The organism is Arthrobacter humicola (assembly GCF_022803015.1).
Taxonomy (GTDB): domain Bacteria; phylum Actinomycetota; class Actinomycetes; order Actinomycetales; family Micrococcaceae; genus Arthrobacter; species Arthrobacter humicola_A.
Genome location: NZ_JAFKON010000003.1, coordinates 201,408 through 221,343, shown reverse-complemented (window position 1 = coordinate 221,343; position 19,936 = coordinate 201,408). Strand labels below are relative to the sequence as shown.

Genomic DNA, 19,936 nt, shown 5'->3' with positions numbered 1-19,936 from the left:
ACGGCCATGGCAAGGTTCACCGTTAACAGCACGAGGTTCGACCCCTACCTGGGCTACAGGTTCAAGATCAAGTGGGATGGCCAGTACGTGGCCGCGTTGAACAAATGCGGGGCGTTGAAACGGACGACGGAGGTCACCGCTTGGTACGAGGGTGGTGACTCCAGCGGCCCGCATCAGATTCCGGGCAAGACCAAGTACGACCCGATCACCATGGAAGCCGGAGTCACCCACGACACCACGTTCGAGGAGTGGGCCAACAGGGTCAACAATTTCAAGGGCGATGCCGCGATGTCGCTGGCGGGCTTCCGCAAGGACATCAGCATCGAAGTGTTCAATCACCAAGGTCAAAAGGTCATGGCCTACAACGTGTACCGGTGCTGGGTCTCGGAATACCAGGCCCTGCCCCAGCTTGACGCGGGCGCCAACGCGGTCATGATCACCACGGTGAAACTCGAAAATGAGGGCTGGGTTCGGGACGTCTCCGTGCCCGAGCCCAAGGAGACTTGACCCGGAGCCTGGTGTTGTTGCGCCATGATCCATAAACGCGACCGCTGGAACAAGCGAGGTGAGCGATGCATACACTGGCCGGTACGCTGCCGGGCGGCTACTGGGATGGCGGCGGCACGCTGCACAGCCGGTTTGAGCTGACGCCACTGACGGGACGTGAAGAAGAACTGTTGGTACAGGCGACGGACCGTCTGCCCGCCGAGCTGGTTACCGAGGTGCTCTCACGAAGGGTCAGTAGCGTCGGGGGCCTCAGCCCCGTACGCGAGGAAGTGGCAAGGCAGCTGCTGGTGGGTGACCGCCAGTTCTTGCTGCTGCGGTTGCGGCAGGCGACATTCGGTGACCGGGTGCGCGCCGGGCTGGTTTGTCCGTGGGCAGATTGCGGAAAACGGGTGTCGGTCGAGTTCTCGCTGGCGCAGGTGCCCGTATTCGAGCTCGCGGACAAGGGCCCTGTCTACACAATGACACTGTCGAAGGCTGCGGCGGAAGATTGTGACGATGCCGGCCGGGAGGTGCGGTTCCGCCTGCCCACCGGCGCGGACCAGGAGGAACTCTCGGAGTGGCTGTCCGTGAACGAGGCCCAGGCGTTGACTTTGCTGCTGACCCGGTGTGTCAGGGCCATCGGAGGATTCTCACCGCCGGGGGAGGACCGGATCGGTGCCCTCTCGCCGTTGGCCCGCGCCGAAATCGAGGAGCGGATGCAGGAGCTGGCGCCCGGAATCGAGCAGGTGATGGAAGCCGGTTGCGTCGAGTGCGGCCGGCAATTCCTGGTGCCATTCGATGTGCAGCGGTTCTTCTTCGGCGAGCTTCGTGTTCACAGCGACCTGCTCTACCGCGAGGTTCACTACCTTGCCTACCACTATCACTGGAGCGAGCAGGAGATCATGGCGATGACGCGCGACAGGCGGCGCACTTACGTTGAGGTCCTGGCCGATGAGATCGAGAAGCTCAATGATGATGCATGAAGGCTATCTCCGCCGCGTGTTGGCCGACGGCGCCCGGAGATTCCGCTACCGCAGCGGCGTCGGGCGGCTCCTCGGGCAGCCCGACGCCGCATACGCCATTGATTTCGCGCCGGACCTGACGCCGGGATTCGCATTCCCCCATCCAGTGTGGAGGTCCAACGCCGTTTCCCGCTTGCCCGATGGGGCGTTCGAGCCCGTGCCCTTCGAGCCCGCACCCTTCCAACCAGGGCCCGTGGAACGCGAGCCCCAGGAGGCGGGGCGAATGGAACCGGAGCCAATGGACCCGGCAGAGTCCGATGCCGGCCGCCCGCCGGCGGACAAACGTTCGGGAACCCTGCCGGCGGACACGTCGGCGGCGTGGATGGTGGGGCTCTCCGGCGGTCGACCCCTCGACAACGACAGTCAGCCCCTGACGGAGAGTCGCCCCGGCGGGGGAGACCCACCGGTGCATGCACACAAGGACCCCGGCGCGAAGCCGCTCGTCGGCAACAAGCCGGGCCGGTCGGCGCTGATCATTCCCGGATCTACCGAACAACGCACTTCACACGCACATGCCCCTGCAACTGGTGCTTCCGGCCTCTATCCGGGTTACCCTTCGACGCTCCCCGCCCGGGCGTTCGACGACGGGGTGCATCCCGTCGGGGCGTTCGACGACGGGGCGTTCGACGACGTCGGTCCCGGACGGCCGCCCGCCGTGTTGCCCGGACATCACCCCGCCCACGGTCAGGAACAGCCGGAAGGCACCTTCCACGGCAAACCTGCCCCCGGCGCCAGCGGGGGTTTCCCGCCGTCGCCTATGCTGGCGCCCCCTGATGTACCTCGCGGATTCGAAGCGCCACGCCCGGGCGTCCTAGGGCCGGCGGAATCCGCCGTTGTGCAGCCCGCGGCTGCCCTATACCGAACACCGGTCGGCCAGAAATCGGATTTCACGCCGGCTCAGGCCCGGTTTCTGCCGGACCTGATGAGCGGGAACCAGGCAGCGGCGCGCGCCGCCGTAGATCCGAGAGCCGCGCCGGCCCGCCGTGACGGTGCCCTCGCGGAGCGAAGCCTGCGCGCGGCCAATGCAGGGCGGGGGAGTTCGGGCAGACCGGTGCAGGGCGTTCCCCGCCCGGACCTGTCTCACGTCGGGTCTGCAGAGGCGGAGGCATCGCACGGAGACGGGCAGGACTCAACGGCACTGCCACCGCGGCAGCCTGTTCCGCAGGTTCTTGGGGTCCCGGCCATGGGCGAGGATTCACGTAGCGGCAGTCCGGCCTTTTGGGAGCGCAGGCATCTGCGGCGATGGCAGACGGGACTGCTGCGATGAGCGCCTCGACAGCCATCGGCATGGTCAGCGCATCCTTGCGCAACCTGCTGGTCGCAAAGATGCGGCTGAGCCCGGTTGTCGACGTGACGGTGCTTGCCCCCGACGAACCGAGCAGCAGCAGGCGTATCAACCTGTTCCTTTACCGTGTTGAGGAAAGCGATTATCTAGCCAACCAGGACTCGACCGCCGGGCCCGGTAATCAGCTGATTCCGGCGCCGCTCTCACTCAGCCTCTTCTATCTGATGACGGTCTATGCTCCGAACGATGCCGTCAACGGAAACGTCACAGCCCAGGAGATCATGGGCGAAGCCATGCGGGTGTTCCACCAAAACTCCCCCATCCCGCGAGACCTCCTTGAGCCGGGGCTGGCGGAGGCCCGGGAGGACTTGCAGCTTGTCTGCAGGAAACTTGATCCGGAGGAGCTGAGCCGGATCTGGGCAACCTTTTCCCGGCCCTTCCGGCTGTCGGTTCTCTACCATGTGTCCGCCGTCCAGCTTGACGCTTTGTCGGATACGCCGCAGCCGGCTCCGCAGCGGGTGCGCACCGTCGGAGTTCCCGGGGTACGGCAGCCGGCCAAGCCTCCCTTGATCCTCGATGTGTTACCGGATCGTGGTCCGGCCGGCACTGCCGTCATGTTCACTGGCCAGAACATCGTAGGGTGGAAAGTCACGGCGAAAATCGGCGGCCACAGTATCCTCGATGCGGCGGAGCCGGCCGGAGACACCGTTGCGGCCACGATTCCGGACGGCCTGAAGGCCGGTGTCTACGAGGTGCAGGTGGACATCGCGGCCGCCTTCCGGCGGACTTTTTTGTTCGAGGTGGTGGCATGACCGAGGGCGTAACCGGGGCCGCGTATGCGAACAGTTACGGGCACATCCGTGACGAGCTGCGCAGGCTGGACATGCGGATCAGGCTCCGAGCACTGACCCTGCCACTTCTGAACCAGGAGGAGCCCCAGGCCCAGCTGGAGCGCACGGTCTACATCTCGCCCGGCGAAGTCGGGTGGCTGCTGGACGGGGCGGGCGGCGCCGGAGCCGACAAGGAAGCCGAGGCGGCAATGCGGAAGGCCCTCCACGGGCTGTCCGAGCAGATCGACTGTGCGGTCCGTTCAAGCCTTGAAGCTGGCATTCCGTTGGCTTTGCCGCGCCTGGCGGACCTCTTCGGGCTCTCGGAATTCGAGCTTCAGGCCGTGGTCATCTGCCTGGCGCCGGAGTTGCGCGCCAAATATGACCGCCTCTACGCCTACCTGCAGGACGACATCACACGCAAACGGCCCAGCGTGGACCTGGTCCTGGACCTGCTTTGCGAGACAGAGGATGAACGCTGGAAAAATCTTGAGGTGTTCAGCGGTACGTCCGCCTTGCTGCGGCGGGGACTGCTGCAGACCGTGGAGGACCCGCACAGTCCGTCCGGGTCAAGCGGGCTCGCCCAGTTCCTGCGGCTGGACCCGCGGATCCGGCAATTCCTCCTTGGTGATCCGCAGATGGACGCCCGCCTGGCCGGCCTGGCGCGGCTGCAGGCGCCGGCATCCGCTACAGTGTCGGACGCAGAGCCGATCGGCGGAACAGCGGCGCCCGTCCGGCTCGATCCGGTGCTGCCGGGGCAGCGCCGGCAGGTCCTCTACCTGCAGGGACCCGCTGGCGTCGGCAGAGCCTCCTTGGCGTTGCGCCTGTGCGCCTGCGCGGAACTGTCCATGCTCGTCCTTGATTGCAGGGCACTGCTGGAATCTTCTCCTGAGCAGCAGCGGGAGCTGATGGGTAGGGCATTCCGGGAAGCTGCCCTGCAGCACAGCGCGCTGTATCTGGAGCGGGGAGAGCTGATCCTGGGCGAGTCCGCCCGGGCAGCGCTGAAGTCGTTGGGCCAACTGGCCGACGAGCCCGGAGGTCCCGTCATCATTGCCGGCGACGTGCCTTGGACCTGCGGGCACGTTTTCGCCGGTGCGCACTTCGAGACTGTGGAGGTCCCGATGCCGGATGTCGCCGAACGCGCCGCGATATGGCGCCGGCAGCTGAACGGACGCACACCTGAGGTGGCGGATTGGGCCGAAGACCTTGCCGTTCGATTCGCGCTTACCCCCGCGAGGATCCGTGACGCAATCGCCGTTGCCGAACAGGAAAGCCGCCGCAGACCAGGAGCCCCGGCGCCGAGCGCCGAGGATCTGGCGGCGGCCTGCCGGAGCCAGTCCAACCAGAACCTTGGCGACCTTGCGGTCAAGGTGGACGCTCGTTACATCTGGGACGACCTGGTTCTGCCCGAGACGAAGACCGCGCAATTACGCGAGATCTGCAGCCAAGTGCGCTACCACCATAGGGTGTACGAGCTCTGGGGCTTCGGACGGAAACTCGCTCACGGAAAGGGCCTTACCGCTCTGTTCGCCGGCCCTCCCGGTACCGGCAAGACCATGGCCGCCGAAGTCCTGGCCGGCGAGGTTGGGCTGAGTTTGTTCAGGGTCGATCTGTCAGGCGTGGTCAGCAAGTACATCGGGGAGACCGAGAAGAACCTTTTCCGCATATTCCAGGAGGCGCGCAGCAGCAACGCCATTTTGTTCTTCGATGAGGCCGACGCGTTATTCGGCAAACGCACCGAGGTTGCTGACGCTCACGACCGCTATGCAAACATCGAGACGAGCTATCTGTTGCAGCAACTGGACGAACACGAGGGCGTCGTGTTGCTTGCATCCAACCTTCGCACCAACCTCGATGAGGCCTTCACCCGCCGCATTCGATATGTCGTCGATTTTCCGTTTCCGGACGCCGCCCACCGCCAACGCATCTGGGAAGCGCACTTTCCCGCAGAAGCGCCCATAGGGGACGACGTCGACGTCGCCACGCTGGCACGGGAATTTCCCCTCGCGGGGGGCAACATCAAGAACATCGTCCTTAACGCGGCGTTTCTTGCGGCCGCAGACGGCGGCACTATCAACGCCCGCCATATACGCCTAGGTACCCGCCGGGAGTTCGAGAAACTCGGCAAGCTTTGGAACGAGCGGCAGCCTGAGGGCCGGGTGGTGATCCGATGAGCGGCGTTCCCAGCAAGCCCCGGATCCTGCACGGCGCATTCGTGGAATTTGGCCTGAGTGTTCCGCCGCTGCTCGTAGCTTTCCAATACAATCCGCTGCAGCTCACACGGAACAGGGAGCTGACCTTCGCGCCTATGGCCCAGCCGGCGCCACGCGCCACGAGGGCTTACCCGAATCCCACGCCGCCGGAGCCGAGGCCGCTGCGAGACTTCCACGGCCGCAAACAATTCGAGGATCTGGACGAACTTCGCAAGAACCAGCTCGTTACCGTGCAGGAGCAGACGATCGGATTCGATGTGCGGCTGGATGCAACGGACAAACTGGACGAACGGGACGGCATCGCCGAGCAGTTCGGAATTGCACCGCAGTTGTCCACCCTTGAGCTGATGGTTTGCCCGAAAGGCGAGGGCGTCCTGGGCGGTGTGGTCAGCGAGTTGCTGGGCCAGCCGAAAGACTACATCCATCCCCGGCGCGCCAACCCGCCTCTGATTCTGTTCATCTTCGGCCGAAAACGGGTGCTGCCGGTGAACATCAACAGCATCCACATAACCGAGACGGAGTTCAGCGCGGATTTGAATCCGGTCCGGGCTAATGTCGCCGTTAGCCTGACGGTGATCGAGGGAAAGAACGCGCCGTACACGTACTCCCGGCTTATGACTGAGACCATGTCGGTCCTGAATCTGGCCAATATCGGCGACGTCGCCGACGTAGTGATCCCGGGGTGAGCGTGATGGCACACCGATATTCCCGCTACCGCACGTCCGCCGTCCCGCCCGCCCCGGATGCCCGGGGAAGGGTATCTGCGGCCACGGACTTGCGGGCCCTGCCCGCTACGCCGGGACGCTTTCGTCACGTCGTCTCGGAAGGTGAGCGGCTGGACCAGCTGGCGTACAAGTATTACGAGGAGCCCTTGCTCTGGTGGCATATTTGCGACGCCAATCCGGAGTTTCTTTCCCCCCTTGCGTTACTGGGGCAGGAACCGGTCGTCACTACGCGTTTCCCTTTGGGCGCATCGCCCGGCGGCAATTCTCCTGACTGGCCAAAGTTGATTCGCGCCCTGTTCGGGCTTGCCGGCGTCGAGGACGTCGCCATCGAGGAAACTGTCGAGTACCTCACCACCATCGAACCTGTGGAAATCGGGCCACGGGCCGTGAGGAAAGTTCCCATTACCCAAGAGCGCTTCAAGCGAACGCTCCTGGTGACTTATAACAATCGTGCCACCGCCGCCGAGACCCTGATAGAGGCTATCCGGGCAGCAGGACTTGAAATCGGGCCGCCGGTCGAGGTCGGGCAGCTGGGCCGGCAGATCGTCATTCCACCGGTGAGAGCGTAGGGGCAGGCATGGAGCAGGAGAAGCTACGCATCGAGATAGGCGGCACAGAGCTCCCCGGGCTGTACGACGACCTGGTCAGTCTGGAAGTTGAACTGGACGACGAACTCGCAGGGATGTGCCGAATCACCCTTGCGGTGCTCCAGCGTGACGACGGCACCTGGCCCTACCTTGATGACGAGCGGTTCCAGCTCTGGCAGCGAGTCGCCGTCACAGCCGGGCTTGGAGATGACGACGAAAAGCTCTTCTCCGGCTTCGTAACCCATGTGCGGCCGGAGTTTGCCGGTACCCCCGACCAATGCCAGTTGGAGCTCTGGGCCATGGACGCGAGCGTGCTGATGGACCGGCGGGTTGTGCTCAAAGACTGGCCTAACCGCAAGGACAGCGACATCGCCGCGGAAATTTTCGGGACCTATGGCCTAAGTTCGCAGGTCACCGACACAGGAATCATCCACAGCGGCGAAGTCTCCACGATCATCCAGCGCGAAACCGACATCCGCTTCCTCAAACGCCTCGCCCGGCGCAACGGTTATGAATGCTACATCAGGGGGAATACCGCCCATTTCGGGCCGCCCGGGCTTTCAGGACGTCCGCAACCGGTCCTGAACGTGCAGTGCGGTGAGGAAACCACGGTCACGCACTTCACCATCGAAGCGAACGCGCTGGTGCCATCGTCGATCGCGATGTCCCAGATTGATCATCTGACCAAGGAAGTCCTTGACACGACTGTGGACCGTGCCGCCCAGAAGGCACTCGGGGGGAAAGCGGCCACCGTCTATCTGCCTGCGGGCATGAGAAAAGAACCAACACATCTCAACCAGACCATCACCACCGGACGCTCCGAAATGGAGGCCCTGTGCCAGAGCCTGCACGACAACGGCGAGTGGTTCGTAACAGGGGAGGGCGAGGTGGCCGCCAACCAGTATGGCACCATCCTCATGCCGCGAAAAACCGTCACCATCAAGGGGATCGGTGAAAACTTCAGCGGCGTCTATTACATCACGCGCGTCACCCACGTCTTTGAGGCAGGCGGTTATACACAGGTCTTTACCGTCCAGCGCAACGCCCTGATGCCGACGGGAAGCGAGACTTTCTCTGCCGACGGCGGTGGATTACTACCCGGACTGCCGATCTGAGGAGGACCCCATGATGGATCTGGAACGCGTTGTCGCCGACTTGGTGGAGAAGGTTGAACGCCGCCACTATGGCAAGTACCGAGGCATTGTCGTCGACAACGAGGACCCGAAGGGGCTAGGCCGGCTTACGGTGCGCGTGCCGAGCGTCCTCGGTACCGACGTGGTGGCGGGCTGGGCTAAAGCGTGCGTTCCATATGGTGGAGCTGACCAGCAAGGTTTGGTATTCATTCCGGATCGCGGGGCTGGGGTATGGATCGAATTCGAGGAAGGCGACCTGGAATTCCCTATATGGTCGGGCGCCTTCATCAGCGAGCCCGACGGCGTCAGCGAGGCGCCGAAACCCAATAACGCCGACGGGTCAAGCGCGGATCGGGGAGCCGAGGCTGCCAGCTGCAAGATCATCAAGACCGCAGCCGGTCACACCCTGCAATTCGAGGATGCAGCCGGGAAGGGAGCGATCCGGCTCCATGACGGCGTCAACGGTCACCGCATTACCCTCGACGCCGACGGGGTCTCTGTCACGGACGGCGTTCACGGTCACTCGATCACCCTCAGCGCTGAGGGCCTATCGATTATCTGCGGGCCCGCCAACGAGGACGGCAACCGGCTGGACATGGATTCCACCGGAATCACGGTGCGTGACAAGAACGGTAATTCGATCCAGCTTGGTCCCGCTGGCATCCAACTCGCGGGAGAGGTGGAGAAGATGGTCCTCGGCACCACGTTCAAAGCCAACGTGGCGGCCTTCATGACGGCACTTTCGACGCACACGCATGTAGGCAACCTGGGTGCCCCTACGTCCCCGCCGGTTGTTCCGATGAACCTCGAGGTTCCGCTTTCGAAACACACGCTCGGATAGGAGGAGCGAATGGCAATGGTTATCGGCAGTGCCGATGCACAGTCAGGGATGAGCAAGGAGATTTTCGAGCAGATGGACATCCTGCTGTCGCCAGCGTTGCTGGAAGCCGTCGATGCGGCGGCCGGCGACGCCAAGGTGAAGGCGCAGGAAGCCCTCGAAGCCGCCCGTGAGGGCTGGAAGCAATTGGCGTTCGCCGTCGCCACCGGAGTGGTCATGCATCTCACCAGGAACGTTGAGATCAGCGGAATCCAAACCACCGGCGATGTGGCCGCCAACGTCGCCGGTCAGGCCGTGCCGGCGCCTCCGGGGCCGCACACGCACCAGATCAGTCTTACCGCGACCCAGCAGGGGGTGACATTCAATCAGAGTGGCAACGTGAATGGTCACCTCAAATGATTGGTATCGGCGAGTCAGGAGCGCAGCTATGACGACGGGATTCGGTTTCCCCTTCCGTGTCGCGCCGGGCGGCAGGATCAGACCGGCCGGCGACGACGACGCGGAGATCCACGGGAAAATCGTGCAGGTGCTTTTCACCGCTCCGGGCGAGCGGGCCAACCAACCCACCTTCGGTTGCGGGCTTCTCAACCTGGTCTTCGACCCCAACAGCAGTATTCTCGCCGCCGCCGCCGAGTTCACGGCGGGTCAGGCGCTTACCCGTTGGCTGGGACACGAGATCGCCGTCGGCGGGGTGGACATTTACGTCCAGGACGAGACGCTGACCGTCGAGGTCGCTTACATCCGGCGGCGCGACGCTGCCCGGCAATCCGTGCACATTCACTTCAAATGAGGATAGAACATGGCTGAGATCGACAATGCGGGCGGGCAACCGCTCATCGACTACACGGGACGCGATTACGGCGGGATCCTGAAAGCATTGCGCGAGCAGATACCTCGCAAGCTTCCCGAATGGGAGGATTTCACTAACGAGGCCGACTTCGGCAACGTGATGCTGCAACTGTTCGCCCACGTAGGCGATATCCTCAGCTACTACCAGGATCGGGTGGCCAACGAGAGTTTCCTTAGCACGGCAACCAGCCGCCACAGCATCATCGAGCACCTGCGGCTGATCGGATACCGGATGCGCACCGCTGCACCGGCGGCCGCTGCCCTTACCGTCTCAATTCCCAAGGAAGCCCAGTTACCGACAGTACCCATCCAAATCGGCAGGGGGGCCGCGTTCACCACGAAGAGCCTCGAAAACTCGCCCAGCATCCGTTTCGAGTACACGCATGAATCGGCCCTGACCCTCGTCTTTAGGCCCAGGGATCCCCTGATCACGGACAGTCCCAGAATCGCCACGATCCCGGTGGAGGAGGGCCGCCTGATCGCCAATGAAGTCCTAGGCATCGCCGACGGTTCACCCGACCAGCGATACACCTTGGCACATCGCGGCGTGATCCTGCGCCCCAGCGGGCTGCAGGACAAGGCGGGACCGGATCTCGCGCTAAATGTCACACAGGGTGACACGCACCCAGTACGGTGGACTTTCCGCGAGAGCCTGGCATTCAGCGATCCGAACCAACGCGATTTCACCGTCGACGTCGACGACAAGAATGAGGCAACCGTCCTCTTCGGAGACGGGACCTTTGGAAACATCCCGTCGCCCGGTGCGACGCTCACAATCAGCTATCGGATAGGCGGCGGGCAGGCGGGCAACGTCCCCGCGGGGGCGATTACGGACATCGTTAACCTTCCCGCATTGGCGAAGCTTGCTGCCAAGGTCACCAACGTCGAAGCAGCGACCGGCGGTGCTGACCGTGAATCCATCGGCCACGCAGTTAAGCATGCTCCCGCTGTCTTTCGATCCCTGCAGCGCGCAGTTACCACCGCGGACTACGAGGCGCTCGCCCTCACTTTTGACGGCGTCGGAAAGGCGCGCGCGACCGCGACGGGCTGGAACCAGGTGACGCTGTTTATTGCGCCGTCCGGCGGTGGCAAGATCCGCGACAAGGTGAGCGATACCCTCGAGTTCGGGCTCAAGCGGTATCTCGAAGACAAACGGATGCTTACCCAGGTCGTCGAAATTGAAGACGTTGACTATGTCGAGATCTTTGTCACCGCCGAGGTTGGCGTCGAGAGTTACTACGTACCCGGAGACGTCCGGGCGGCGATCGAACGGGAGGCGGCCACTCTGCTCGCCTTCGACGAGGTTCATTTCGGCGAGACCATCTATCTCAGCAGGTTCTATGACAGGATCCAAAGCACCCCGGGCGTCCTCTTCGCCAACATCACTGAATTTCACGGGATCACGCAGAGCACAGTATTGGCTGAGGAGTCGGGGAGGATCAGGCTCGGCAAGAACCAGATTCCGATTCCTCCGGCCGATCTCAGCTATGCGTCGGGTGTCAGAGTGCTGTTCGTTGAACAGACAGGCGGCTGAACATGGAACTTCGCAACTTCGCTGCCCGTCCGCATCCTGACGGCAACCGGATCGACCTGTCGTGGACCTATGCGGATCCCGAGGACCCCGACCGGACCCCGCCGCCGGCCGTCCGCATCCGGCGCAGCCCCCGAAGCCATCCGATAGGGCTTGACGACGGGGTGGAGGTAGCCGTTGCAGCGCCCGGGTTGGCGACCGACACCGGGCTGCGAGGCGAAACCGTCTACTATTACACGCTGTTTACGCCAGAAACGGGCGCGCTGGAGTCTTCGGCGGCCCCGAACAACCGCGTCTCCGCCACGGCCACATCGCCCTATGGTTTCGCCGACCGGCTCTATGCCCTTTTGCCCGCCATTTACCGGCGCTACGACGCGGCACCGCCCGTACACGACTCACTCGAACCAGGAAACCTTGCCCACGGCGTGCTGCGCCGATTCCTCGACTTGCCCGGAGCGCAGCTCGACCAGCTATACAGCCTCTGCAGGGCAGCCCTGAACCTGCACGACCTGGACCGGGTTGACGGACAGCTTCTTCCGTTGCTTGCCCAATGGATTGGATGGCGGACCGACTACGGGTTGCCCATCGGCGCGCAGCGGCAGGAGATCCGGTTCGCGCCGCAGATCTATCAACGCATCGGCACTGTCGCCGCGATCGAGGCGACGGCCAGACGCCTCACTGGTCTCGATGCCAGGACGCACGAATTCGTGCACAATGTCGCCCGCACCAACGAGCCTGCGCGGCTTAGCCTGTGGTCACTGGCACGTGCGGAGGTCGGTGGCAAGTGGGGGACTCGTGCGCTGGTGTCGGTGAACTTCGCCTACGAAGGCCGCATAGCGCATGTCCGGGACGACGACGGCGCAGACCTGTTCTTCTATCACACCCGTCGGATCCACGGCTGGGACATTTGGTCCAAGAAGCGCCGAGCCGATGGAAACTGGGCTGACAGCAGGCCGGTGGTAGACCGTGTTGGAGCAGATAAACACCCCGCCGCCGCGCGCGCCCACGGCAAGGTGTGGCTGTTCTGGGAAATCTGCAGTCCAGCGGAAGCGCCTGGGCAATCCCGGTGGCGCATAGCGGCCAGGATCCGGGACGCCGCCGGCGAGGTGTCCGAACCCTCGGGACGCCCATTCGGAAATCAGGATACTGAACGCCGTCGTCCGAGCACCGTAGTGGACGGCGACGGCGGCCTTTGGCTGTTTTGGCAGGAAGTCTCCGACGGACGGTGGCAGACCAAGTACAACAGGCATGACGGCTCGAAATGGCAGCTTGAAGTTCCCGCTACGTTGCCGGAAAAGGAGGGAGCTGAACTGCACGACGACCTGTTCGTTCTCGTACGGCCGTCCGGCCCCACCCAGCAGCTGTGGCTGTTCGGGGCGCGTCAGGAGCCTGTTCAGGAGGCGCAAACCCGGTGGACAGTCTGTTACCGCATCAAGCGCGGGCTCGACCCGGCGAACGCCGGTGACTGGGAAGCGATGCGGACGCTGCCGAAACCACGGCCTGACGTCCACGACCGGGAACCTGCCCCCCTGCTGGGGGCCGACAACAGCCTCGAACTGTTCTTCAGTTCGACCCGGCCCGCTACTGCCGGACCTTTCGACGGCGGATGGTCCATCTTTTCGGTCCGGTTACTGGATCCTGGTACGAACGTGTGGGGGGAACCGGAGCCGCTCACAGGCGGTCCTTCATCCCAGAGGGCGCCGGTGGGAGTGCACATCCAGGGCGCCACCCTACTCATGTACCGTTCCAGCGGGCCAATCCAAGACTCCGATGCAGACGGCGTACAGACTTTGGGCACCCATTCCTCCGGCACGACGACCTTCAGCGGACAGCAGAAAGCCCTCTACGGAACGTTCGGCGACATCGGCACGTATACCTACACCGGCAAGGGTGGCGGCAAGGACGCGGACGGACGCATTTCGAGGGATGCGATAGGCCTCTTTCTCGCCGCAGCGGCCCCGCCGCTGTCACCGGAAGAGATGGCCAGGGCGCAGTCCCGCCTCGCCGCCGTACTGCCGGAATTCCTGCCCATAAATGCGCGCGCAATTGTGATCCAACCATAGCCACGTCCGACATGGACCAACGATCAGGAGGGGAGTGAGTACAACGCTATGAGTGACTTCTCTAGATCGCCGTTGGAACTGCTGCTTGAAAGCTTGAACAAGGGGTATGTCGGCATCCACATCGAGCAGGGGGTGCCGATCCTGGACCGGGACCTGAACCTGCTCCAGGACCTTCTGGCCGCCGGTGTGCGCTCGCTGTTTTCCCGTTATATCGGCAACGGGCTGGCTTTCGGGGAGGATGGCTCGGGGGAGGACGGCTTCGCCATTCGGGCTCTTCCGGCGGGGCAGAACAGCAATGATTTCCAGATCACCGGACCGGGTTCCTGCCTGGCCGGCGGTATCGAGGCCACGGTTGAGGCGACAACTACCTATGACAACCAGCCGTCGCGCCCTGATGGCCGGCATGTCCCGAAATTGAGTACGCCCACGGCTGCCCAGCCGGACCCGCGTATCGATACCGTGTATCTGGATGTGCTTCTCACCGAGGTGGACGAAACGACGGATACTGCTCTTGCCAACAGTGAGGACGTGGGGATGCAAACCTCCGTTCGGCTCAAGCCTGAATGGTCTGTTTTGGTTGCGGAAGGTGGGCAGGTGCCCGCGCCGACGAAAGGGCACGTGCATTACCCTCTCGCCGAGTTGCGCCGCCGCCGTGGTGAAGACGCCATTACTTCCGGGACTTTGGATCTGGAGGGAACGAAGGCGGAAAAGATCACCGACCTCCGACAGCGGAAGTTGACCCTGTCCCACCTTGAGACCCGTCTGAGCCTGCTCGAAAAAGTACTTATCGCGCCGACCTTCGCCCAGAACACGCCGCTGCAGCCATTGACAGGCCAGATCCATCAAGAGGTCACCCTGACTGGGAACAATTTCGACAAGGGAGGGATCAAAGTCTTCTTCGATAGCGTCCCTGCCACCGTCGCGGCGACGTTTTCTTCCAACCAAATCAAAGTTCTGGTTCCAGGGGGCCTCACGCCGAACGGGACCGGGCGAACCGTAAGAATCACTGTTGCCAACGAGGTTGCCTCCGCTGTCTGTGACAAACCGTTCCGCGTGAGGGCGGTGCCAGCCTTCGTTGCCCCACCGAACGCGCAGTTCTCTCCGGCTAGTGGTAGTGCGGGAACCGAGGTCGTTCTGTCGGGATTCAACTTCAATGCCAGTGACCTGACAGTATTTTTCGAGGGACAACCCGCTCCAGTCGTTGGACAAGCGACAAATAATTCAGTCAAGGTGCAGGTTCCCGATGGACTGGCCACCGGCGCGGCAGTCGCCATCAAGGTGAACACTCGTGAAGGCAGCGTGCAAAGTGACGATCAGTTCCGGGTGGAAAATCCGCCTCCGAGCCTCACCGGATTTACGCCGCCTGTGGTCGCTGTTGGGGGTACGGTCACGCTGCGCGGTCAAAACTTGGATGTCCCTCCGGTGCGCGTGGAATTCACCGTCGAAGGCTTCGCCCCCGTCCGGGCAGGACTCACTGACCCTGCCACGCCGACTCAAATCAAGGCGGAGGTGCCCGATCTGACCTTCGGCGCGGAGGGGCAACGGCAGGCCCGGATCAAGGTGACGACCGGTTCAGGATCGGACGTCAGCGCCGGTTTGATCACCATCACCCGTACCTAGGGTCAATAAACTCACCATGCCGTGGTCACGGGAGGCCTTCGCGGGATCAGCTGGCCGGGATATAGGAGGATTTGATGGTTTTCACTTTGTATCCGGATCCGCCGGTGGCACCGAGGACTGTGCCCGCCGGCGGCCGGGGGGATGCCGGCTTTGTCCAGTCCGCAGGCACACCTGTACCGGAGTTCACTGGCATTTATGAGCGGATGATGTTCCTGCGGGTGGCGATGATCGGGGGCTCGGTGGCTCCGACCGTGTTCATGCAGGCGGGGAGGGGCCCGGCGGTGGCGGTGGCGGCGGCGACGCAGCCGGTCTTCCGCGCCACCCGTCCCGACGGCGCCGGTACCGGATTTGTAGGGGACGTGTTCCTGGTCCCCGGGGTGGGAAACGTCCTGCGTCTCGTGGTGGGGTTTGACCGGGCGACTGAGGAGACGTGGACGCTGGGGATCCGGAACAACGACCCGTCTGCGGAGCGGCACTTCACCTGGGTGGTGGCCGACAGCGAGGCCGAGACGGTCCAGCCTTGGGTGGACCCCGGATCGTTTATCCCGGCGTTCGCGGACCCGTCCTTCACTCCGGCGGGCGGCGCGTCCGGGACGTCGGTGACGCTGTCCGGAAGGAATTTCCACATTGGCATGCCCAGGGTAACGTTCGGTACCGTTCCGGCGGCACTGCTGGCCCCTCCGGCACCGGGTGCTCTGACCGTGTCGGCGCCCGATGGTTTAGTCAATCCCGGGCAGCCGGGCGCAGACTTGCCCGTCAGCGTCGAAACCGCCGCCGGCACCGCCGTAGCCTCCGGTGTTTTTCATGCTGTGCCGCCGGCACCTGCCTTCGCCGCTCCGCCTTTTGCACCCGAACCAGCTCTTCTCGGGAGGAAGCTTCTGCTGCACGGTCGGAATTTCCACTTTGCTCCTGTGACGGTTGAGTTCCGTGCATTGGAGTTTTTTGATGATGATTCTCGCCTTCCTGTTCCTGGGGAAGTCCTCGGGCGACCCAGCGCCACCGAAATGACCGTGCGGATACCGACGGGTGTCTTCGTACTCGGCCCCATCGGTAAAATATCGGTTACGGTGACGACCGCAGGAGGTTCCGTCACGTGCGCCCAGGCGCTTCGGATTCTGGTGGCTCCGCCTACGCCGGACCTTGAGGATTTCAGCCCCTCAGCTGTCGAGGTCGGCGCAGAGGTTACGCTGAACGGCCAGGATTTCGACGGTTCTCCAGTGACTGTCACATTCAGTGTGGAGGGCCAGGCCCCGGTCCCGGCCGTCCTCCTTGAGCCGCCGACAGCGACCCGCATCAGGGTGACAGCGCCAAGCCTTGGCCCTGAAGCGCAAAAACGGGCCCGGATCATCGTCCGGAACCAGTTCGGAAGCAGCGCCAGCGCAGAACTCATCACCATCAACCACGCTGTGGGTTAGGAGGAGGAGCTGACATGGTTTTTGCACTGTTTCCGGATCCGCCGGTGGCGCCACTGGCTGCGCCCGTCGCAGGGCGGGTGGATGCCGGCTTTGCCCAGCTGGCGGGGGAAGCGTTACCGGAGTTTGCCGGGATCTACGCGCGGATGATGTTCCTGCGGGTAGCGATGGTCGGCGGCACGGTGGCGCCGTCGTTGTTCGTGCGGGCAGGGCAGGGTCCGGCCGTGGCGGTAACGGCGACGACGCAGCCGGTGTTCCGGGCCACACGCCCCGAGGGCGGGGGAACCGGTTTCGTGGGGGATGCGTTCCAGGTCCTGCAAGCTGGCGTTCCGGGGGCCGGGACCGTCACGGGCGTCGTGGTGGGGTTCGACCGGGCGACCGAGGAGACGTGGACGCTGGGGATCCGGAACAACGACCCCGGCCGCGAGGGCTACTTTACGTGGGTAGTGGCCGAAAGTGAGGGCGAGGCGGTGCAGCCGTGGGCGGACCCGGCGTCGTTCGTCCCGGCGTTCGCCGATCCGCCGGCGGCGCAGTTCACCCCGGACGACGGGGCGCAGGGCACCCCCGTGATTCTCTCTGGGCGGAATTTCAATGTCGGCATCCCGCGGGTGTTCTTCAGTGCGGCGGAGGCGGCGCTCCTCGCGCCCCCCGCCTCCGGGACCCTGACGGTTGCCGTGCCCGAGGGGCTTCTCGTCTCCGGGGAGCCGGGGGCGGACGTCCCCGTCAGCGTCCAGACCGCCGTCGGCACCGCCGCCGCGGCGACCCCATTCCGGGTGCTGGCCGAGCCTCCGGCGTTCGCCGATCCGGCCTTCGACCCGGTGAGCGGGTGGCCCGGCAGGCCCGTCGCGCTGTGCGGGCGGAACTTCAATGCGGGTAGGACCCAAGTGTTCTTCGGCCACCAGACAGCGATAGTGGTCGGGCACCCTACCGCGACATCCTTGACTGCCCTCGTGCCCGAGGGGCTTGTCCATCCCGGGGAACCGGTTGCGGATGTACGGGTCAAGGTAGAGACACGCGCGGGTACCGCCGTCGCCGGGACCGCCTTCCGCATCCTCCTCTCCGAACCTCCCCAATTCGGTGATCCGCCCTTCAATCAAGTGAGCGGGTGGCCTGGCACGGCGGTTACGCTGTTCGGGCGGAATCTCGACACCGGTACCCCGCAGGTGTTCTTCGGCCGCCAGGAGGCGACCGTGCGCGAGCCCCTTGCGGCTCATAAATTGATGGCTGTCGTACCCCAAGGACTCGTGGCCCCAGGGGAAGAGGGGGCGGACGTGCCAGTCTCCGTCCACACGGTCGCAGGCACTGCTACTGCCAGCGCCACCTTCCACATTGAACCGCCTAAGCCGGAATTTGCTAAGCCGTTCTTGTCAACACAAGAAGCCCAATTGGGCGAGTCGATAACACTGCACGGCTCCAACTTTCATTTTGCCCCCGTGAAGGTGTTTTTCCGGCAGTCATCCGGTGCATTGGTGGTCAAGCAGGGGGCCATTGTGGGCAGGCCAAGCCCTACGGTGATAGACGTACGGGTCCCGTCCTTGCCAGCCCGGGATTTCTTGGTGGTCACGGTAGAGACCGCAGGAGGCTCCGCCATTTGTCCCCTGCGCCTTCGGGTAACCCCCGGCCACCATCTTTAGCCACGCCGGGAGGTTGACATGGTTTTTGCACTTTTCCGGATCCGCCGGTGGCGCCGCTGGGTGTGCGGCTCCAGGGATCCCGTATGGGCTCCATGGAACTGGATCAGGTGCGCGAACTGGAGGAAAATATGTCCCAAGTCCTTCGAAAGCAGGAGCCTTCCCGCCGGTGATAACAACGATGGTGCGAGATGAACGCCCATAGCCGTGGCCACCTAACCGTCTTCGTCTGGGCGGTGGTTCTGTCGTGGCTTCTGTCTGCGTGTATGACGGCAGGCGGCGACCGCGGCGACTCGTTTTCCAGCAGTCCCGTCGCTACTGTAGGCAATGGGCAGAACACCCCGCCGTCGAATCGGCCCACTGACGACACGGACAAGAGCCAAGCCAGTGGAGCGTCCGAAGGGCCCGGCGGCTCTGGCCCTGGCGGCGTGCGAAGTCAGCCGCAAGGCCCGGGTCCTGGTCAACAACCGCTGCCCGTGCCAGGCCAGCCCACTACTCGGACGAAAGCCCCCGAGGCCCCCGGCCAGCTGCCCGCTCCGCCGCCGGGACCGCCTGCCCCCAACCAGCCATCCGCACCGGAGACCGTAGTACTCGAATGGTTGCCGATAGGCCCGGTTGGGCGGGGAGACCCGGTCTGGTACGTGGACCTGAAGGACCTGGACTGCCAGTCGCTCGACGGGTATTCCGAACCTTTTGACACCATGCAAGCAGCGGCAAAGACACTCTGTCTAGGTTTGAAAGGCGACCAGGTTGCCTGGCAGAAAGTGGTCTCTGCCCTGGACACGATGCCGCCGCCACCTTCGGACGACTGCTGGTCCGTAACCGCCTACCATGTGCTCGGCAATGTCGCCGCTTCCCGGAAGCAGAAGCCAAATGCGCTCGTGAAACTTGCTCCCCGCCCCGGGACCGCCTGCGCTCCTGAACTCAAGGGCCTCGAGGACGACGGCGGCATTTCGCCGCCTTCCCTGGTGTGTCCCGGCTCTGTGATCGTCCTGCTGGGGAATGTCACCGGCCTCCCCGTTGGCACCGTTCGTTCGGTTAAGGTGGGAACAACAACGGCGCCTGTACGCCAGCGGCAGAGCTCCACGAATAATGACTACCCCCTTGAGTTTTACTTCCTGGCGCCGCCCCTTAGCGCAGGGGACCCGACCACGGCTGACGTCAGTATCGCCGACGCCGATTGGGTGGTGAAGGGATCTGCTTCTTTCGAGTACGCAGCTGATCAGAATGAATGCCGGCAGACCCCGGGCGTCATCCCGTGACGAAGACCAGCGGACAAGAGCATTCCACTGGTCGCGTACCCCTGCAAGGTCCTGCCCAACGTATAGCTGTAACGTCGCAGTAACGCCACATCCGGACACTGTTGGTGGGGACGTGCAGCAGCGATGCCTTGCGAATAGCAATTCAAGTGAATTATCTGATGCTTATGGCCCCTGGCTTTGCGAGCCACGATGCCTTGCGAGGTGAAAGACATGTCAGTTTTGCTGGCCCATCCCGAAGCCCGTCCTAGCTCAGTCCCGTTGGCTTCCATTCCGGCCATGGAGGGCGCAGGACACGAAAGATTCCCCCGCCACAGGTGCTCAGCGGCCCACAGACCGAGATAGTGCTGATGCACGATGCACTCTTGCAGCCGCCGGCGTCCATTCAACTTTCTCTGGGTGCTGATCTTATCTTTGCTTCTCTCTGCGTGCGTGACGACTAACAGCGACCGCGG

The 19,936-nt window shown here is 63.8% G+C and carries 18 protein-coding genes; 16 read left to right on the top strand and 2 right to left on the bottom strand.

Annotated features, from left to right (window positions below):
- Window positions 1-6: 6 nt before the first annotated feature.
- Window positions 7-507, top strand: a complete 501-nt coding sequence (locus tag ARTB_RS08470) for a phage tail protein (RefSeq protein ID WP_243178900.1) — start codon at window positions 7-9, stop codon at window positions 505-507.
- A 65-nt stretch (window positions 508-572) separates the two neighbouring features.
- Window positions 573-1,469, top strand: a complete 897-nt coding sequence (locus tag ARTB_RS08465) for a hypothetical protein (RefSeq protein WP_243178892.1) — start codon at window positions 573-575, stop codon at window positions 1,467-1,469.
- A 541-nt stretch (window positions 1,470-2,010) separates the two neighbouring features.
- Here ARTB_RS08465 and ARTB_RS08460 read toward each other — a convergent pair.
- Window positions 2,011-2,220 carry a hypothetical protein gene (locus ARTB_RS08460; protein ID WP_243178882.1) on the bottom strand — a complete coding sequence of 70 codons (210 nt, stop codon included), beginning with the start codon at window positions 2,218-2,220 and terminating at the stop codon, window positions 2,011-2,013.
- A gap of 575 nt (window positions 2,221-2,795) precedes the next feature.
- Here ARTB_RS08460 and ARTB_RS08455 point away from each other — a divergent pair.
- From ARTB_RS08455 to ARTB_RS08405, 11 genes are read left to right on the top strand one after another with little or no spacing between them, the layout of a single operon-like run.
- Entirely contained in the window at window positions 2,796-3,605 is an 810-nt protein-coding gene (locus ARTB_RS08455) for a DUF4255 domain-containing protein (protein ID WP_243178881.1), read from the top strand.
- The gene (locus ARTB_RS08450) at window positions 3,602-5,794 is read left to right on the top strand and encodes an ATP-binding protein (protein ID WP_243178880.1); all 2,193 of its coding nucleotides are present in this window, start codon (window positions 3,602-3,604) and stop codon (window positions 5,792-5,794) included. Before ARTB_RS08455 ends, ARTB_RS08450 begins: the two co-directional genes overlap by 4 nt.
- Window positions 5,791-6,519, top strand: coding sequence for a hypothetical protein (locus ARTB_RS08445; protein WP_243178840.1), 729 nt, complete (start codon window positions 5,791-5,793; stop codon window positions 6,517-6,519). The genes ARTB_RS08450 and ARTB_RS08445 overlap by 4 nt, the downstream gene beginning before the upstream one ends.
- The gene (locus ARTB_RS08440; protein ID WP_243178838.1) at window positions 6,516-7,127 is read left to right on the top strand and encodes a hypothetical protein; all 612 of its coding nucleotides are present in this window, start codon (window positions 6,516-6,518) and stop codon (window positions 7,125-7,127) included. The genes ARTB_RS08445 and ARTB_RS08440 overlap by 4 nt, the downstream gene beginning before the upstream one ends.
- 8 nt (window positions 7,128-7,135) lie before the next feature.
- Window positions 7,136-8,260, top strand: coding sequence for a phage late control D family protein (locus tag ARTB_RS08435; protein WP_243178836.1), 1,125 nt, complete (start codon window positions 7,136-7,138; stop codon window positions 8,258-8,260).
- A gap of 10 nt (window positions 8,261-8,270) precedes the next feature.
- Entirely contained in the window at window positions 8,271-9,119 is an 849-nt protein-coding gene (locus tag ARTB_RS08430) for a phage baseplate assembly protein V (RefSeq protein WP_243178834.1), read from the top strand.
- 9 nt (window positions 9,120-9,128) lie between these two features.
- The gene (locus ARTB_RS08425) at window positions 9,129-9,515 is read left to right on the top strand and encodes a hypothetical protein (RefSeq protein ID WP_243178832.1); all 387 of its coding nucleotides are present in this window, start codon (window positions 9,129-9,131) and stop codon (window positions 9,513-9,515) included.
- Window positions 9,516-9,543: 28 nt separating this feature from the next.
- Window positions 9,544-9,906, top strand: a complete 363-nt coding sequence (locus ARTB_RS08420; protein WP_243178822.1) for a GPW/gp25 family protein — start codon at window positions 9,544-9,546, stop codon at window positions 9,904-9,906.
- 9 nt (window positions 9,907-9,915) lie between these two features.
- The gene (locus tag ARTB_RS08415) at window positions 9,916-11,499 is read left to right on the top strand and encodes a baseplate J/gp47 family protein (RefSeq protein ID WP_243178813.1); all 1,584 of its coding nucleotides are present in this window, start codon (window positions 9,916-9,918) and stop codon (window positions 11,497-11,499) included.
- Between the two features lie 2 nt (window positions 11,500-11,501).
- Window positions 11,502-13,559 (top strand): phage tail protein, encoded by a 2,058-nt coding sequence (locus tag ARTB_RS08410; protein WP_243178800.1) that lies wholly within the window; start codon window positions 11,502-11,504, stop codon window positions 13,557-13,559.
- A 48-nt stretch (window positions 13,560-13,607) separates the two neighbouring features.
- Window positions 13,608-15,179, top strand: coding sequence for an IPT/TIG domain-containing protein (locus tag ARTB_RS08405; RefSeq protein ID WP_243178798.1), 1,572 nt, complete (start codon window positions 13,608-13,610; stop codon window positions 15,177-15,179).
- Between the two features lie 193 nt (window positions 15,180-15,372).
- On the opposite strand, the gene ARTB_RS21580 is transcribed toward ARTB_RS08405, so the two are convergent.
- Window positions 15,373-15,501: a hypothetical protein gene (locus tag ARTB_RS21580; RefSeq protein ID WP_279294095.1), complete on the bottom strand. Its 129-nt coding sequence runs from the start codon at window positions 15,499-15,501 to the stop codon at window positions 15,373-15,375.
- A 37-nt stretch (window positions 15,502-15,538) separates the two neighbouring features.
- On the opposite strand from ARTB_RS21580, the gene ARTB_RS08400 reads away from it, so the two are divergent.
- From ARTB_RS08400 to ARTB_RS08390, 3 genes are all read left to right on the top strand, one after another.
- Entirely contained in the window at window positions 15,539-16,594 is a 1,056-nt protein-coding gene (locus ARTB_RS08400; protein WP_243178796.1) for a hypothetical protein, read from the top strand.
- A gap of 14 nt (window positions 16,595-16,608) precedes the next feature.
- The gene (locus tag ARTB_RS08395; RefSeq protein WP_243178794.1) at window positions 16,609-18,225 is read left to right on the top strand and encodes an IPT/TIG domain-containing protein; all 1,617 of its coding nucleotides are present in this window, start codon (window positions 16,609-16,611) and stop codon (window positions 18,223-18,225) included.
- Between the two features lie 638 nt (window positions 18,226-18,863).
- On the top strand, window positions 18,864-19,484 hold the full coding sequence (locus ARTB_RS08390) for a hypothetical protein (protein ID WP_243178792.1): 621 nt from the start codon (window positions 18,864-18,866) through the stop codon (window positions 19,482-19,484).
- Window positions 19,485-19,936 lie beyond the last annotated feature (452 nt).

Excerpts from the sequence above, each read along its gene's own strand:
- ARTB_RS08470 (WP_243178900.1), top strand. The coding sequence starts at position 7 with ATGGCAAGGTTCACCGTTAACAGCACGAGGTTCGACCCCTACCTGGGC.
- ARTB_RS08465 (WP_243178892.1), top strand. The coding sequence starts at position 573 with ATGCATACACTGGCCGGTACGCTGCCGGGCGGCTACTGGGATGGCGGC.
- ARTB_RS08455 (WP_243178881.1), top strand. The coding sequence starts at position 2,796 with ATGGTCAGCGCATCCTTGCGCAACCTGCTGGTCGCAAAGATGCGGCTG.
- ARTB_RS08450 (WP_243178880.1), top strand. The coding sequence starts at position 3,602 with ATGACCGAGGGCGTAACCGGGGCCGCGTATGCGAACAGTTACGGGCAC.
- ARTB_RS08445 (WP_243178840.1), top strand. The coding sequence starts at position 5,791 with ATGAGCGGCGTTCCCAGCAAGCCCCGGATCCTGCACGGCGCATTCGTG.
- ARTB_RS08435 (WP_243178836.1), top strand. The coding sequence starts at position 7,136 with ATGGAGCAGGAGAAGCTACGCATCGAGATAGGCGGCACAGAGCTCCCC.
- ARTB_RS08430 (WP_243178834.1), top strand. The coding sequence starts at position 8,271 with ATGATGGATCTGGAACGCGTTGTCGCCGACTTGGTGGAGAAGGTTGAA.
- ARTB_RS08425 (WP_243178832.1), top strand. The coding sequence starts at position 9,129 with ATGGCAATGGTTATCGGCAGTGCCGATGCACAGTCAGGGATGAGCAAG.
- ARTB_RS08420 (WP_243178822.1), top strand. The coding sequence starts at position 9,544 with ATGACGACGGGATTCGGTTTCCCCTTCCGTGTCGCGCCGGGCGGCAGG.
- ARTB_RS08415 (WP_243178813.1), top strand. The coding sequence starts at position 9,916 with ATGGCTGAGATCGACAATGCGGGCGGGCAACCGCTCATCGACTACACG.
- ARTB_RS08410 (WP_243178800.1), top strand. The coding sequence starts at position 11,502 with ATGGAACTTCGCAACTTCGCTGCCCGTCCGCATCCTGACGGCAACCGG.
- ARTB_RS08405 (WP_243178798.1), top strand. The coding sequence starts at position 13,608 with ATGAGTGACTTCTCTAGATCGCCGTTGGAACTGCTGCTTGAAAGCTTG.
- ARTB_RS08395 (WP_243178794.1), top strand. The coding sequence starts at position 16,609 with ATGGTTTTTGCACTGTTTCCGGATCCGCCGGTGGCGCCACTGGCTGCG.